Annotated in this window: 15 protein-coding genes; 2 read left to right on the top strand and 13 right to left on the bottom strand. The window is 74.6% G+C overall.

Features of this window, described 5'->3' with window-relative positions; translation table 11 throughout:
- Positions 1 to 32: 32 nt before the first annotated feature.
- The 11 genes from Cpa01nite_RS14665 to Cpa01nite_RS14715 form a co-directional block, all read right to left on the bottom strand.
- Positions 33 to 248: a hypothetical protein gene (locus Cpa01nite_RS14665; protein WP_203669499.1), complete on the bottom strand. Its 216-nt coding sequence runs from the start codon at positions 246 to 248 to the stop codon at positions 33 to 35.
- Between the two features lie 100 nt (positions 249 to 348).
- Entirely contained in the window at positions 349 to 1119 is a 771-nt protein-coding gene (gene hisF, locus Cpa01nite_RS14670) for an imidazole glycerol phosphate synthase subunit HisF (RefSeq protein ID WP_203669500.1), read from the bottom strand.
- Between the two features lie 2 nt (positions 1120 to 1121).
- Positions 1122 to 2027 carry an FKBP-type peptidyl-prolyl cis-trans isomerase gene (locus tag Cpa01nite_RS14675; RefSeq protein WP_203669501.1) on the bottom strand — a complete coding sequence of 302 codons (906 nt, stop codon included), beginning with the start codon at positions 2025 to 2027 and terminating at the stop codon, positions 1122 to 1124.
- Between the two features lie 112 nt (positions 2028 to 2139).
- On the bottom strand, positions 2140 to 3501 hold the full coding sequence (gene pafA, locus Cpa01nite_RS14680) for a Pup--protein ligase (RefSeq protein WP_203669502.1): 1362 nt from the start codon (positions 3499 to 3501) through the stop codon (positions 2140 to 2142).
- An 11-nt stretch (positions 3502 to 3512) separates the two neighbouring features.
- Positions 3513 to 4238 carry a proteasome subunit alpha gene (prcA, locus tag Cpa01nite_RS14685; protein ID WP_203669503.1) on the bottom strand — a complete coding sequence of 242 codons (726 nt, stop codon included), beginning with the start codon at positions 4236 to 4238 and terminating at the stop codon, positions 3513 to 3515.
- Positions 4235 to 5101: a proteasome subunit beta gene (gene prcB, locus Cpa01nite_RS14690; RefSeq protein WP_373307436.1), complete on the bottom strand. Its 867-nt coding sequence runs from the start codon at positions 5099 to 5101 to the stop codon at positions 4235 to 4237. Before prcB ends, prcA begins: the two co-directional genes overlap by 4 nt.
- A gap of 3 nt (positions 5102 to 5104) precedes the next feature.
- A complete protein-coding gene (locus Cpa01nite_RS14695) occupies positions 5105 to 5299 on the bottom strand; it encodes a ubiquitin-like protein Pup (RefSeq protein WP_146837158.1) in 195 nt (64 codons plus the stop codon).
- Between the two features lie 121 nt (positions 5300 to 5420).
- The gene (dop, locus tag Cpa01nite_RS14700) at positions 5421 to 7052 is read right to left on the bottom strand and encodes a depupylase/deamidase Dop (RefSeq protein WP_275406257.1); all 1632 of its coding nucleotides are present in this window, start codon (positions 7050 to 7052) and stop codon (positions 5421 to 5423) included.
- A 45-nt stretch (positions 7053 to 7097) separates the two neighbouring features.
- A complete protein-coding gene (arc, locus tag Cpa01nite_RS14705) occupies positions 7098 to 8726 on the bottom strand; it encodes a proteasome ATPase (protein WP_203669504.1) in 1629 nt (542 codons plus the stop codon).
- A gap of 146 nt (positions 8727 to 8872) precedes the next feature.
- Entirely contained in the window at positions 8873 to 9955 is a 1083-nt protein-coding gene (locus Cpa01nite_RS14710; RefSeq protein WP_203669505.1) for a tRNA (adenine-N1)-methyltransferase, read from the bottom strand.
- A gap of 11 nt (positions 9956 to 9966) precedes the next feature.
- Entirely contained in the window at positions 9967 to 11082 is a 1116-nt protein-coding gene (locus tag Cpa01nite_RS14715; RefSeq protein WP_203669506.1) for a site-2 protease family protein, read from the bottom strand.
- Positions 11083 to 11273: 191 nt separating this feature from the next.
- On the opposite strand from Cpa01nite_RS14715, the gene Cpa01nite_RS14720 reads away from it, so the two are divergent.
- A complete protein-coding gene (locus tag Cpa01nite_RS14720) occupies positions 11274 to 12155 on the top strand; it encodes a RecB family exonuclease (protein WP_239068819.1) in 882 nt (293 codons plus the stop codon).
- Between the two features lie 17 nt (positions 12156 to 12172).
- On the opposite strand, the gene Cpa01nite_RS14725 is transcribed toward Cpa01nite_RS14720, so the two are convergent.
- Together Cpa01nite_RS14725 and Cpa01nite_RS14730 are read right to left on the bottom strand one after the other, a co-directional pair.
- A complete protein-coding gene (locus tag Cpa01nite_RS14725) occupies positions 12173 to 12853 on the bottom strand; it encodes an HAD family hydrolase (RefSeq protein WP_239068809.1) in 681 nt (226 codons plus the stop codon).
- A gap of 168 nt (positions 12854 to 13021) precedes the next feature.
- A complete protein-coding gene (locus Cpa01nite_RS14730; RefSeq protein WP_203669507.1) occupies positions 13022 to 13543 on the bottom strand; it encodes a PadR family transcriptional regulator in 522 nt (173 codons plus the stop codon).
- A gap of 38 nt (positions 13544 to 13581) precedes the next feature.
- Between Cpa01nite_RS14730 and Cpa01nite_RS14735 the strand changes: the two genes are divergently transcribed.
- Positions 13582 to 13959, top strand: coding sequence for a hypothetical protein (locus tag Cpa01nite_RS14735; RefSeq protein ID WP_203669508.1), 378 nt, complete (start codon positions 13582 to 13584; stop codon positions 13957 to 13959).
- Positions 13960 to 13993: the final 34 nt, after the last annotated feature.

A 13993-nucleotide genomic window follows, 5' to 3' on the forward strand; every position in this document is an offset into this window, starting at 1 on the left:
CATCGTGCCGTGCCGGGGCGCAGGGCCGCACCTCACCGGCCGTCGCGCCGCCGGCGCCGCCGCAGCTGCCGGAGCGACCACACGAGCAGGTAGACGCCGAGAGTGACCTGGAGGGCCGCGACGGCGACGCCGACCGTCCGCCCCTCCTGCGCGGCGACCACGCCCAGGTAGCCCCCGCCGATCGCGAGGACCGGCGCTGCGACGAGGTTGATCCGCAGCCGCCTGGTCGAGATGTCGGTGTCCCGCATTCGCCGAGCCTGGCAGACGCACCCGCGCGGCGCGGGCGATCAGGACGCGCGCTTCCCGGAACGGCGACGCCAGGCGTCCGCGCCACGCGCGGCGCACCCGTCAGCGGACGGTGTGCCCCGCCGCCCGCAGGTGGTCCTTGACCTGCCCGACGGTGAGCTGCCCGAAGTGGAACACGCTCGCGGCGAGGACGGCGTCGGCTCCAGCGGACGCGGCGTCGGCGAAGTGCTCGACGGTGCCCGCGCCGCCCGAGGCGATGAGCGGGATGCGCACCTCGCGCCGGACGTCGCGGAGCATCGCGAGGTCGAACCCGGCCTCGGTGCCGTCGGCGTCCATGCTGTTCAGCAGGATCTCCCCCGCCCCGAGCTCGGCTGCTCGCACGGCCCACGCGACGGCGTCGATCCCGGTGCCCCGGCGCCCGCCGTGGGTGGTGACCTCGTAGCCGGAGTCGGTGCGGGTGTCGCCGGTGACGCGCCGGGCGTCGACGGACAGGGTGAGGACCTGGCTGCCGAACCGCTGGGCGATCTCGGCGATGAGCTCGGGCCGCGCGATGGCGGCGGTGTTGACGCCCACCTTGTCCGCGCCGGCGCGCAGCAGCCGGTCGACGTCGTCGGCCGACCGGACGCCGCCGCCGACGGTGAGCGGCACGAAGACCTCCTCGGCGGTGCGCCGCACGACGTCGTAGGTGGTCTCGCGGTCACCCGAGGACGCGGAGACGTCGAGGAAGGTAACCTCGTCGGCGCCCTCGGCGTCGTACCGCCGGGCGAGCTCGACGGGGTCGCCGGCGTCGCGCAGGTTCTCGAAGTTGACGCCCTTGACGACGCGGCCCGCGTCGACGTCCAGGCACGGGATGACCCGCAGGGCGACGGACACGCTCACTCCCCTTCCGGCGCGGCGGTGGCGCTCGGGTCGGCGGCCGGGTCCGCGGGTGCGCGGGTGGCCAGCAGGTCGATGACGAAGACGATGGTCTGCCCCTGGAGCTCCTCGCTCTGGGTGGCGCCGAGGGCGTAGGACGGCGGGACGACGACCATGACCTGGCTCCCGACGGCCTGCTCGACGAGGGCCTCGGACCAGGCGGGCACGTCGCTGAGCGGGAAGGTGGTGGGGCTGCCGCTCGTCCAGGTGGAGTCGAAGGGCTCGCCGGTGGCCCAGACGAAGCCGGTGTACTGCACGGTGATGACGTCGCCCTCGGCGACCTGGTCCCCGGTGCCGCGCAGCAGCGGCTGGACGACGAGGTCGGACGGCGGCTCGGTGCCGGTCGGGGCGAGGGAGGGCGCGCCGTCGTCGTCGAGGGTCACGGCGGGCATGCCCTCGCGCGGGGCGACGGGCTCGCCGGCGGCCCGGACGGGCAGGACGTCCAGCACGGTGACGGTGGGGTAGGACGACGCGCTGGCGTCGGACGCCGGGCTGATCTGCAGCAGCCGCGCGCCGACCTTCTGCCCGGACAGCGCGGCGTACAGGTCCTTGCCGAGGTCCTCCTCGGTGAGCAGCCGCGGCGTGGGGCTGGACGAGTAGGACTCCTTGACGAGGGACGCGTCGGAGGCGTCCTCGAGCCAGAAGTCGAGCAGGACGGGCCGACCCTCGACGAGGTCGGGCCCGCTGCCCGGCCACACGACCTCGTTGAGCGGCTCGGCGACCTGGAGCGGGGTGCGGTAGGTGACGGTCGGCGCGGTGCCGGCCTCGCCGGTGACGACGACCTCCGGCGGCTCCGGGTCCTGCGTCGAGCAGGCCGCCAGCAGCAGCATCGCCGCGGCGGCGCACGCGGCCACGAGTCGTCGCACGTCGTTCCTTCCGAGCGTCCAGCAAGGTGCGCGCCCACTGTACGGGTCCCGGCGGGGCGCCCCGGACGCGCGTCCGGTGAAGACCCGGGGCGGACGCGGTGGCCCGCTCGCCTCACATGGACTCGATGAGCCGCTCCACCCGGTCGTCGACGTTCCGGAAGGGGTCCTTGCACAGCACGGTGCGCTGGGCCTGGTCGTTGAGCTTGAGGTGCACCCAGTCGACGGTGTAGTCCCGCCGGGCCTCCTGCGCGGCCTGGACGAACTCGCCGCGCAGCTTGGCGCGGGTGGTCTGCGGCGGCACGGAGGTGGCCTCGAAGACCTCGACGTCGGTCGTCACGCGCTCGACGAGCCCGCGCTGGGCGAGCAGGTTGTACAGGCCCTCGGTGCGCGAGATGTCGTGGTACGCGAGGTCCATGCGCGCGACGCGGACGTCGGACAGGTCGAGCCCGTGCTTGGCGCGGTACCGCTCGATGAGGCGGTACTTGATGACCCAGTCCAGCTCGCGCTCGACGAGCGACAGGTCGCCGGTGCGCAGGGCGCGCAAGCCGCGCTCCCACAGGTCCAGCACCTGCTTGAGCTCGGGCCCGGCGTCGGTCTCCCCCGCGACGAAGTCCTGCACGCGACCGAGGTACTCCTCCTGGAGGTCGATCGCGGTGACGGTGCGGCCGGTCGCGAGGGTCACGGGGTGCTGGCCGGTGACGTCGTGGCTGATCTCCCGGATGGCCCGGATGGGGTTCTCGAGGGTGAGGTCGCGCATGGGCAGGCCGGCCTCGACGAGCCGCAGGACGAGGTCGGTGGAGCCGACCTTGAGCATGGTCGTCGTCTCGGACATCGAGGAGTCGCCGACGATGACGTGCAGCCGGCGGTAGTGCTCGGCGTCGGCGTGCGGCTCGTCGCGGGTGTTGATGATCGGCCGCGACCGGGTGGTGGCCGAGGACACCGACTCCCAGATGTGGTCGGCACGCTGCGACAGGCAGAACACGGCGCCGCGCGGGGTGGCGAGGACCTTGCCGGCACCGGTGAGGATCTGCCGGGTGATGAGGAAGGGCACGAGGACGTCGGACAGGCGCGCGAAGTCGCCCTGCCGGCGCACGAGGTAGTTCTCGTGGCAGCCGTAGGAGTTGCCGGCGGAGTCGGTGTTGTTCTTGAACAGGTGGATCCGGCCGGACAGGCCCTCGTGCTCGAGCCGCTGCTGGGCGTCGGCGACGAGGCCCTCGAGGATGCGCTCGCCCGCGCGGTCGTGGGTGACGAGCTGGCGCCAGTCGTCGCACTCGGCGGTGGCGTACTCCGGGTGCGAGCCGACGTCGAGGTAGAGGCGCGACCCGTTGCGCAGGAAGACGTTCGACGACCGGCCCCACGCGACGACCTTGCGGAACAGGTAACGCGCGACCTCGTCCGCGGACAGGCCGCGGCCGTCCTCGGCGGCGCAGGTGACGCCGTACTCGGTCTCGAGGCCGAAGATCCGTCGGTCCATGGTGCGGCTCCTCAGGGCAGGTCGGGTGCTGCGGCCGAGCCCAGCAGGTCCTCGAGGACCACGCCGGACAGGCGCCGGAACGCGCGGCGCGGGCGCGTGCGGTCGAGGACCGCGACCTCGAGCTGGGCGGCGGGGATGACGCGGCGGTCGTCCTCGTCGGCCCCGTCGGCGGGCGCGCCGAGCACGCGCACGGCGAGCGCGAGCACGTCGGCGAGCGGCATGTCCGGCACCCACGCGCCGGCCACCTCCTCGCGCAGCCGCTCGGCCTGGCCGCCCATGACGACGAAGCCGCGCTCGTCGGCGACGGACCCGTCGTACGACAGCCGGTAGATCTGGTCGGTCGCCGCGTCCTCGCCGACCTCGGCGACGACGATCTCGACCTCGAGCGGCTTGGACTCGGTGGTGAACACGGTGCCGAGCGTCTGGGCGTAGGCGTTGGCCAGGCCCCGGGCATTGACGTCCCGCCGGTCGTAGGAGTAGCCGCGCAGGTCGGCGTAGCGGACGCCGGCGACGCGCAGGTTCTCGAACTCGTTGTACTTGCCGACGGCGGCGAACGCGATGCGGTCGTAGATCTCGGAGACCTTGTGCAGGGCGCGGGACGGGTTCTCCGTGGCGAACGCGATGCCGTCCTCGTACGCGAGGACGACCACGGACCGGCCGCGGGCGATGCCCTTGCGCGCGTAGTCCGCCCGGTCCTTCATCAGCTGCTCGGGCGAGACGTAGAACGGCATGCTCATCGGTCGGCCTCCTCGTGCGCGCGGGCGCGGGCGTGGCCCTCGGCGCGGTCGGCCAGCACGCGGGCCACCACCTCGCCGAGGTCGTCCTGGGGCACCCGCAGGTAGCCCGCGGCGGTGACGGTGGCGACGACCGGCCAGATCCGCCGGGACTGGTCCGGCCCGCCGGTGGCGGAGTCGTCGTCGGCGGCGTCGACGAGCGCCTCGACGGCGACCCGCACGGCAGCGTCGGTGTCGAGCCCCGGCCGCCAGAGCTTCTTGAGCGAGCCGCGCGCGAAGACGGAGCCCGACCCGACGCTGTGGTGCTGGTGCTCCTCGTACCGGCCGCCGGTGACGTCGTAGGAGAAGATCCGCCCGGTGCCGCGGTCGAGGTCGAAGCCGGCGAACAGCGGGACGACGGCGAGGCCCTGCAGGGCGAGGCCGAGGTTGCCGCGGATCATGGTGGCGAGGCGGTTGGCCTTGCCGTCGAGCGAGAGCAGGGTGCCCTCGATCTTCTCGTAGTGCTCGAGCTCGAGCTGGAACAGCCGGACGAGCTCGACGGCGAGTCCCGCGGTGCCGGCGATGCCGATCGCGGAGTACTCGTCGGCCGGGAACACCTTCTCGATGTCCCGGGAGGCGATCTGCGAGCCCATGGTGGCCCGCCGGTCGCCGGCCATGACGACGCCGCCCGCGAAGGCCAGCGCGACGATGGTCGTCGCGTGCGGGGCTGCGGCGGAGGGGCTCACGTCACCGACCGGCAGCGCGGCGCGCCGCCCGGGGAGCAGGTCCGGGGCGTGCTGGGCGAGGAAGTCGACGAAGGACGACGACCCGGGGGTGGTGAACGCCCCGGGCAGCCGCCCCGCCGGGATCAGCGGGTCCGTCGGCACGCGTCACTGCCCGCCCTTCTGCACGAACCCGCGCACGAACTGCTCCGCGTTGGTCTCGAGGACGTCGTCGATCTCCTCGAGGAGGGCGTCGACCTCGGCGTCGCGCTGCTGCGCGGCGGCCGTGGCCTGCTCGACGTCGGGCCCGTCGACGGGCTCGTCGTCCTCGCGACGGTCCCGAGCGCGCTCCTGACCAGCCATGTGCACCTCCGGCGGTAGTCGGGCACGGGCCGCGCGCACGAGGCGGCGACCCGCAGTGGCACCACCCTAGGCCCTGGTCGGCGCGGGTTCCCGTGGGGCCGGGGCGCGTCGCCGCGCCCGGTCAGGAGCCGAGCGCGTCCAGCAGGCTGCCGACGTCCGGCGAGGACTCCAGCAGGGCCTCGACGTGCGCCCGCGTCCCGCGCAGCGGGTCGCGCATGGGCACGCGCTGCAGGGTCGGCGCGCCGGGCACGTCGAACACCACGGAGTCCCAGCTGGCCGCGGACACGTGCGCGCCGAACCGGGCGATGGTCCGGCCGCGGAAGTACGCGCGGGTGTCCTCGGGCGGCGCGGTGACCGCGGCGCGCACGTCGTCGTCGGCGACGAGCCGCTCGACGGCGCCCGCCTCGAGGAGCCGGTGGTAGAGGCCGCGCTCGGGGCGGACGTCGGACCACTGCAGGTCGACGGCGGCGAGGCGCGGGTGGTCCCAGTCGAGCCGGTCGCGGCGGCGCAGGCCCTCGAGCAGCCGCATCTTGGCGAGCCACTCGACCTCCCGGGCGCAGGACGCCGGGTCGGTCGCGAGGCGGTCGAGCAGGGAGCCCCACCGCGCGAGGACGTCGGCGGTCTGGGCGTCGGGCCCGTCGCCCGCGCCCGCGCCGACGGACCGGCCGAGGGCGGTGCGCACGGCGGCCAGGTACTCCTGCTGGATCTCGATCGCCGTGAGCAGCCGCCCGTCGGCGAGGTGCAGCTTCCGCGTGAGGGTCAGGTCGTGGCTCACGGCGTGCACGGAGCCGACCGGGTCGGCCAGGGCCAGGCGGTCGAGGGCCGCCCCGAGGTCCGTGGCGGACCCGTCGGCGGCCCGCTCGATCAGCCACAGGACGAGCGACGTCGTGCCGAGCTTGAGGTACGTGGCGACCTCGAGCTGGTTGGCGTCGCCGATGATGACGTGCAGCCGCCGCCAGCGGTCGGGGTCGGCGTGCGGCTCGTCGCGGGTGTTGACGATGGGCCGGCGCAGGGTCGTCTCGAGGCCGACCTCCGCCTCCATGTAGTCGGCCCGCTGGGAGAGCTGGAAGCCGGGCTCCTCGCCGCGCTGGCCGAGGCCGACGCGGCCGGCGCCGGTGAACACCTGCCGGGTGACGAGGAACGGGGTCAGACGCGCCGCGAGGTCGGCGAACGGGACGGACCGCTCGACGAGGAAGTTCTCGTGGGTGCCGTACGTGGCGCCCTTGCCGTCGACGTTGTTCTTGTACAGCGCGACGTCGGGCAGGGCGGGGCTCGACGCCAGGGCGCGCACCGAGGCGAGCATGACGAGCTCGCCCGCACGGTCCCAGCGGACGGCGTCCAGCGGGTTCGTCACCTCGGGCGAGGAGTACTCGGGGTGCGCGTGGTCGACGTACAGCCGGGCGCCGTTGGTGAGGATGACGTTCGCGGCGCCCGGGTCCTCGTACTCCTCGACGAGCGACCGGGCGACCTCCTGCGGGCCGTCGGCCGCGGCGTCGCCGGACGGGGCCGGGCGGGCAGGGTCGTCGGTGAGCAGGGACGGGTGCGCCGACGCCCGCTGCAGGTGGAAGCCCCGGGCGTCCTGCAGCGGGTCCTCGTCGTCGTAGTCCCAGCGGGCCTTCGCGCGCCCGCCCTGGCGGGCCGCCGCGTGCACGGCCACGACGTGGCTGGACAGGAGCATCGGGTTGGCGGTCGGGCGGCCGGGCTGCAGCACGCCGTACTCGGTCTCGATCCCCATCACGCGGCGCACGGTCACCCGGCCCACCCTATGTCGGCGACGGGCGGGGCCACCCGGGCTCGCCTACAGGTACTGCCCCGTGCTCGTGACGTTCTCGATCCGGCGCGAGGCCTCCTCGCCCTTCTTGTCCTGGACGATCGTGCGGATGAACACGATGCGCTCCCCCTTCTTGCCGGAGATGCGCGCCCAGTCGTCGGGGTTGGTGGTGTTCGGCAGGTCCTCGTTCTCCTTGAACTCGTCGACGCACGCGGTGAGCACGTGCTCGACGCGCAGGCCGCGCTGCCCGGTCGCGAGGAGGTCCTTGATCGCGGACTTCTTCGCGCGGTCGACGACGTTCTGGATCATCGCGCCGGAGTTGAAGTCCTTGAAGTAGAGGACCTCCTTGTCGCCGCTCGCGTAGGTGACCTCGAGGAACCGGTTCTCCTCGTTCTCCGAGTACATCCGCTCGACGGCCCGGGCGATCATCGCGTCGACGGCGGCGGCGGTCGAGCCGTGGTGCTCCGCGAGGTCGTCGGGGTGGATCGGCAGGTCCGGGGTCAGGTACTTCGCGAAGATCTCGCGGGCGCCCTCGGCGTCGGGGCGCTCGATCTTGATCTTCACGTCGAGCCGGCCGGGCCGCAGGATCGCCGGGTCGATCATGTCCTCGCGGTTGGAGGCGCCGATGACGATGACGTTCTCCAGCCGCTCGACGCCGTCGATCTCGGCGAGCAGCTGCGGCACGATCGTCGTCTCGACGTCGCTGGACACGCCGGTGCCGCGGGTGCGGAACAGCGACTCCATCTCGTCGAAGAACACCACGACGGGGTGCCCCTGGGACGCCTTCTCGCGCGCCCGGGAGAAGATCAGCCGGATGTGCCGCTCGGTCTCTCCGACGTACTTGTTGAGCAGCTCGGGGCCCTTGACGTTGAGGAAGTACGACTTGGCCTCGGTGACCTCCTCGCCGCGCGCGCGGGCCGACGTCGCGGCGAGCGAGTGCGCGACGGCCTTCGCGATGAGCGTCTTGCCGCACCCGGGCGGGCCGTAGAGCAGCACGCCCTTCGGCGGCTTGAGGCCGTGCTCGCGGAACAGGTCGGGGTGCAGGAAGGGCAGCTCGACGGCGTCGCGGATGGCCTCGATCTGCGGGCCGAGGCCGCCGATGTCGGCGTAGTCGATGTCCGGGACCTCCTCGAGCACGAGGTCCTCGACCTCCGCCCGCGGCACCCGCTCGAACACGAATCCGCTGCGCGCCTCGACGGTGAGCGCGTCGCCGACCCGCACGGAGCCGTCGAGGACCTGGCCGGCCAGGCGCACGACGCGCTCCTCGTCGCCGCGGCCCACGACGAGCGCGCGGTCGCGCCCGAGGAGCTCCTTCACCGTGACGAGCTCGCCGACCTGCTCGTAGCCGCCGGCCTCGACGACCGTGAGGGCCTCGTTGAGCATGACCTCCTGGCCCGGGCGCAGGCGGTGCACGTCGATCGCCGGGCTGGCGCCGACGTGCATCTTCCGGCCGGACGAGACGACGTCGACCGTGCCGTCCTCGCGCGCGGCGAGGAACGTGGCGAACGTGCCCGGGGGCTTGGCGAGGTCGTCGATCTGCCGCTTGAGCTCGATGATCTGGTCGCGCGCCGCCACGAGCGCGTCGGACATGCGCTCGTTCTTGGCGGCCAGGAGCGCGAGCTCGCGCTGCAGGTCGCGTGGTGTCGGTTCCGTCATCGCCGGTACCTCCGATCGCGGGTCGACCTCACGGCGCTGTGGGGCTGTCGTGGGGAGACCCTAACCACACGTGTCAATCGCAGCGGCGGCGCCTCGCCGGGGCCGACGGGAGTCGACCCCGGCGCGGAGTCCTGCCCGCGCCGGCCTCACTCGGCCTCGGGCGCCTGCCCGACGTCGCGGCGCACGCGGCGCACCTTCTTGTCGGACACGGCGCGCTCGCCGAGCGCCTCGGGTGTCCACTCCGCGTCGGGCACCTCCTGGAAGGACCTGCTGGTCACGACGTCGCCGACCTCGTCCACGAGCGCCGCCTCGGCGGTCTGGCCCGGCTGCGAGCCCTTGGCCGGGCGGCGCTTGCGCAGCGGCGGGAGGACGCCGTCGGCGAGCCGGCGCGTGGTGAGCAGGAAGCCGGTGTGGCCGATCATCCGGTGCTGCGGGCGGACGGCGAGCCCCTCGAGGTGCCACCCGCGGACCATCGACTCCCACGCCTGCGGCTCGGTGTAGCGACCGTCGGCCCGCAGGTCCTCCGCGAGCCGGGACAGCTGGGTGGCGGTGGCCACGTAGGCGATGAGCACGCCGCCGGGCGCGAGGGCGGTGGCGACGGCGTCGAGGTTCTCCCAGGGCGCGAGCATGTCGAGCACGACGCGGTCGACCTGGCCCGGCCCCTCGGCGACGGGCAGGACGTCCGCCAGGTCGCCGACGGACAGCCGCCACGCGGGGTGCGGGCCGCCGAAGAACGTCTCGACGTTGCCGCGGGCGATCGCGGCGAAGTCCTCGCGGCGCTCGATCGAGTGCAGGCGCCCGCCGTCGCCGACGGCGCGCAGCAGCGACATGGTGAGCGCGCCGGAGCCGACGCCGGCCTCGACCACGCGGGCGCCCGGGTAGATGTCGGCCATCTGCACGATCTGGCCGGCGTCCTTCGGGTACACCACGGCTGCGCCGCGCGGCATCGACAGGACGTAGTCGGACAGCAGCGGCCGCAGCGCGAGGTACTCGACCCCGCCGTTGGACGTCACGACCGTGCCCTCGGGCTGGTCGATGAGCTCCTCGTGCCGGAAGTAGCCCTTGTGCGTGTGGAACGTCGCGCCGGGGGCCAGCGTGATCGTGTGCAGCCGGCCGCGCGGGTCGGTGAGCTGGACGCGCTCCCCCACGCGCAGGGGCCCGCGGCGCTGGTCGGCGCCCGTCGGGGCGGGGTCGGCGGCGGGCTCGGGCGCGGGGGTCTGCTCGGTCACGGGGGTCGAGTCTAGGAGCGCAGCGCCGCCGCCACGTCCGCGCTGCGCACGAGGGCCACCACCTGGCCGTCCCGGACGGCCGCCACGACCGGCGAGAACTGCGCGGTCGCGGCGACGGCACGGACCAGCTCGGGGCCGCGGAGGTCCGCGTCGACCACCGCGCCCGCGGGCAGCGTGACGGCCACCGCGGTGAGCGGGACGCGCGCGCGGTCGGCCGCCGCCACGGCGTTCGCGGCCTGCGGGTCGACGTACGCGGCGGGGCGGCCGTCGGGGGCCAGCAGGACGACGGCGTCGGCGCCCGCCCGCCCGCGCGCGGCGTCGGCCTCCGCGAGCACGGCGGTCGCCGGGACGCCGACCGCGCGGGTGCCGACCGCGCCGACGTGCAGGGCGTCGACGGCGCGGCCCGCGCGGGCGCCCTTGATGGCCTCGGACGCGCCGGACCAGAGGAACGCGCCGACGATCGCCGCCCACGCGACCGCCCACAGGTCCGGCCGGCCGCCGCGGAGCATCGGGAGCAGGATCACCCAGGCGGCGAAGCCGACCGCGAACACCCGGCCGACCCAGCCGGCGACCAGCGAGCCGCGCCGCCGGTCCCCCGTCGCGCCCCACACGATCGACTCCAGCACCATGCCGCCGTCCAGCGGCAGGCCCGGCACCAGGTTGAACAGACCGACGAACGCGTTGCTGTACGCGGCGGCGAACAGCACGAGCGCGGGCAGGCCGAAGGGGTCGACGCCCTGGGCGACCACCCAGAAGACGCCGGCGAGGGCGAGGTTGGCGACGGGGCCGACGACGGCCACCACGCCCTCGGTGAGCGGGGTGATCCGGCCGTGGAACGCGGTGTGGCCACCGACCAGCGTGAGCGCGTACTCCCGCACCTGCAGGCCGCGGGCGCGGGCGGTGAGACCGTGCGCGAGCTCGTGCACCAGCACCGACAGCAGCAGGAGCAGGCCGACGACGAGCGCGACGACGTAGGTCGAGCCCGTGCCGAGGCCCGGCGCGCGGTACCGCACCGACGGGGCGAACACCAGGGCGATGACCGCCACGACGAGCAGGCTGCTCGGGCTCAGGACGACCGGCGTCCCCGCCACGCGCCCGACGACCCAGCCCCGCGTTCTCTCTGCCACGGGTGGAAGGCTACGTGGCCGCGGTGGGTGCGCCGCGGCGCTGGCCCGCGTGCGGCGCGTGCGGTGCCGGCGCCGGGCCCCGCGGGGGTTCGTCGGGTGCGACGCGGACAGCCGCGTGGCGGGCGGGCGTGTCGGTGGTGGCGCCTAGCCTTGTCACCGTGACGACCACCGACCCGCAGCTGCTCGCCCCCGTGTCCGCCGACGGCGCCGACGCCGGCGACGTCGAGGCCGCGCCCGAGCCGCGCGTCCCGGGTCTGTCGCCGTCGCGCGCCAACGACTTCCAGCAGTGCCCGCTGCTGTTCCGGTTCCGGGTGGTCGACAAGCTGCCGGAACCGCCCAGCCTCGCCGCCGCGCGCGGCACGCTCGTGCACACGGTGCTCGAGCGGCTGTACGACCTGCCTCTCGGCGAGCGGACGCCCGCAGCGGCGCACGGCCTCGTCCCGGCGGCCTGGGACGCGCTCCTGGAGCGGTCGCCCGAGGTCGTGACCATGTTCGCCACGGACGACGAGCGGGAGGCGTGGATCGGGAGCGCGCGGCTGCTGCTCGACACGTACTTCACGCTCGAGGACCCGAACCGGCTGCAGCCCGGCGACCGGGAGCTCGCGGTGCGGACGCTGATGGAGGACGGGCCGCAGCTGCGCGGGATCGTCGACCGGCTCGACGTCGCCCCCGACGGGGCGCTGCGGGTCGTCGACTACAAGACCGGCAGGTCGCCGAACCCCGGCTTCGAGGGGTCGGCCCTGTTCCAGATGCGGTTCTACGCGTACGTCCTGTGGCGCGAGCGCGGGGTGCTGCCCAAGATGCTGCAGCTCGTCTACCTCGGAGACGGCCAGGTGCTCCGGCACGCCCCGTCCGAGGCGGAGATGCGGACGCTGGAGCTGCGGCTGCGCTCGCTGTGGGCGCAGGTCGAGGAGGCCGCGCGCACCGGCGAGTGGCGGCCGCGGAAGTCCCGGCTGTGCGACTGGTGCGCGCACCGGGCCGTGTGCCCCGCGTGGGGCGGGACGCCGCCTGAGGTGCCGGAGGGCGCGGTGGAGCGGGCGATCGGGGTCGTGCCGGTGGCGCAGGCCTCCTGACGGGCACCCCGGGCGGATCAGCCCAGCAGGTCGAGAACCGCGCCCGAGCGGATCCGGGCGAAGTCGTCGAGCGACACGTCCGCGAGGCTCCCGGTCTTGTTCAGGCCCTCGATCTGCGGCAGCTCGCGGAACACCTCGACCGCCAGCACGCGCGCACCCGAGGCGACGCCCGACGTGATGCCGGTCGGCGAGTCCTCGACGACGACGCAGTCGGCGATGTCGACGCCCAGCCGCTCGGCGGCGAGGAGGTAGGGCTGCGGGTCGGGCTTGGGCCGCTGGACCTCGTCGCCGGCGACGACCGTGGCGAACACGCCGGCGACCCGGGCGAACGGGTCGGCGAGCTCCCGGTACGACGACGTGACCAGCGCCTGCGGCACGCCCGCCTCGGCCAGCGCGGCGAGCAGCTCGCGGCCCCCGGGCTGCCACGGGGTGTCCTCGGCGACGGCGGCTGCGACGCGCTTGTTGAGGAAGTCGACGATCTCGTCGACGGACAGGCCGACGCCGCGGCCCTGCAGGACCGCGCCCGACACCTTCATCGGGTTGCCGACCAGAGTGAGGCCGTCCTCGTGCGTCCAGGTGCCGCCCCACGACTCGACCAGCTCGGTCTCCGCCGCCATCCAGAGCGGCTCGGTGTTCACCAGCGTGCCGTCCATGTCCCAGAGGACGGCGGCGGGCAGGGCGGGACGGGCGTCGTTCACGGCGTGCGGCTCCAGGCTGGTGCGGGCGGGTGCTCCCTCGACGGTACCCGGCGCGGGTGAACGGCGGTGAACGGCGGGTGTCGCCCCGGGGGCCGCCCAGAGGTCGCCCAAGGGGGTCGACCGGGACCGGCCCGTCGGGCCTGCCTCCGGGACCCGTCGTGCGAATCGTCAGTCGGGCCAGGACTCCAGCGCGGCGCGCGTCTCCGCGATCCAGGCGAGCGTCGCCCGCCCCTGGTGCTCGCCGGCGGACAGGGTGAGCAGGGCGTACCGCTCGTCGGGGTCCGTCGGGTCGAGCGTCGCGCGGGTCTCCGCGAGCCCGGCCAGGCGTCGGGTCACCTCCTGCTCGGTCTCCGCGAGCAGGTCGAGGCAGGTCCGGCGGCCCGCCTCGCGGCCGAAGAACAGCCGCAGCAGCAGGCCGTTGCGGGGCGGTCCGATCTCGGGCGGCGTCTGCAGCAGCGCGCGCAGCCGGCCGCGACCCGCCGGGGTGAGGGTGAACCGTCCGGCGTCGTCGCGGCCCACGTCCCCGCGCGCCTCGAGCCGGGCGAGCGCCGGGTAGATCTGCCCGAAGCTCTCCGTCCAGAAGTGGCCGAGGGTGCTGACGATCTCCTGGCGCACGCGGTAGCCCGACATGGGCGCGAGCGAGAGGGCGCCGAGGACGGCGAGGTCGGTCTGCGCGGGCGGCCGGGGCATGGCTTGACTATATCTGCCAGATAGGTGACGGTGACCGCATGGCGGAGGTAGCGGCGGTGCTCGTGGTCGTGGTGCTGGGCGCGCTCGGCGTCCTGCAGGTGCTGGTCGCCCTCGGTGCGCCGCTCGGGCGGTTCGTCTGGGGCGGCGGGCACGACGTGCTGCCGGCCCGGCTGAGGGTGGGCAGCGCGGTGTCGGTGGCGCTGTACGCCGGCATGGCGGTCGTGGTGCTCGACCGCTCCGGGCTCGTGACGGTGCTGCCGGACGGCTTCGCGCGCGCGGCGACCTGGGTGCTGGTCGGCTACTTCGCGGTGGGCGTCCTGCTCAACGCGGTCTCCCGCAGCCGCGCCGAGGCGCGGACGATGGCGCCGACGTGCCTGGTGCTCGCGCTCCTCACCGCGGCGGTCGCGACGGCCTGAGCACCGGCCCGGCCACGCGCGGGGCAGCGAGCGG

The sequence above is a fragment of the Cellulomonas pakistanensis genome, from assembly GCF_016862755.1.
Lineage (GTDB): Bacteria > Actinomycetota > Actinomycetes > Actinomycetales > Cellulomonadaceae > Cellulomonas > Cellulomonas pakistanensis.